The sequence below is a fragment of the Planomonospora algeriensis genome (assembly GCF_977012225.1).
Window position 1 is genome coordinate 1 of the sequence record NZ_CDRNDK010000950.1, and the last position, 915, is coordinate 915.

Annotated in this window: 1 protein-coding gene; it reads left to right on the forward strand. The window is 79.1% G+C overall.

Translation table 11 applies throughout. The features are described 5' to 3' along the window. Positions 1–915, forward strand: a 915-nt coding sequence (locus ACWJ6R_RS37105) for a DUF4350 domain-containing protein (RefSeq protein WP_449066666.1), incomplete at both ends; no start/stop codon positions are given.

Consider the following 915-nt stretch of genomic DNA (forward strand, 5'->3'; position numbering starts at 1 on the left):
GGCGAGCAGACCCCGCCTCGCCCCGGACGCGCGCGTCTGGGCGCGCTGGCGCGGACCGCTGGCGTCCTGGCCGCTCCTGGCCGCGTTCGCCCTGGTCACCGCCCTGGCCACCCGGCCGGGCACCGGCGGCTACCTCAGCGCTGAGTCGACCACCCCGCGGGGCGCGCACGCCCTCGTCCAGCTCCTGCGCGACCAGGGGGTCGACGTACGGCCCGCGGGCACCGTCGAGGAGGCCCGCGAGCTGACCGGCCCCGACTCGCTGCTGGTGGTCGCGCAGAGCCGGTTCCTCGCCGACGAGGCGCTGCTGCGCGACCTCGCCGCGCTGCCCGGCGACCGGCTGCTCGTCGAGCCGGTGACGCAGGCGCTGCAGGCGCTCGCCCCGGAGGTCGGCGCGGGCGCGCTGACGGACGTGGAGTCGCGGGCGCCCGGCTGCGACCTGCCCGCCGCGGTGCGCGCGGGCACCGCCGTGACCGGCGGCGTCTCCTACGATCCGCCGCCCGGGGCGCGCAGTTGCTACGGCGGCGCCCTGGTGAGCTTCTCGACCGGCGGCCGGACCGTCACCGTGGTCGGCTCCGGCGAGTTCATGACCAACGAGCGGCTGGCCGACGACGGCGACGCCGCCCTCGCGATGAACCTGGCCGGCGCCAGGCCCGCCGTGACCTGGCTGGCCCCCTCGCTGCCCCAGGCCGCGGCGGCGGAGGGGAAGGCGTCCATACAGGACCTGGTCCCGCCCGGCGTCACGTGGGCCGCCGTCCAGCTCCTGATCGCGATCGGGCTGCTCGCGATCTGGCGGGCCCGCCGGCTCGGCCCGGTCCTCACCGAGCGGCTCCCGGTCGTGGTGCGCGCCGCCGAGACCGTGGAGGGGCGGGGACGCCTCTACCGGTCCCGCGGGGCGCGCGACCGGGGCGGCGGCGG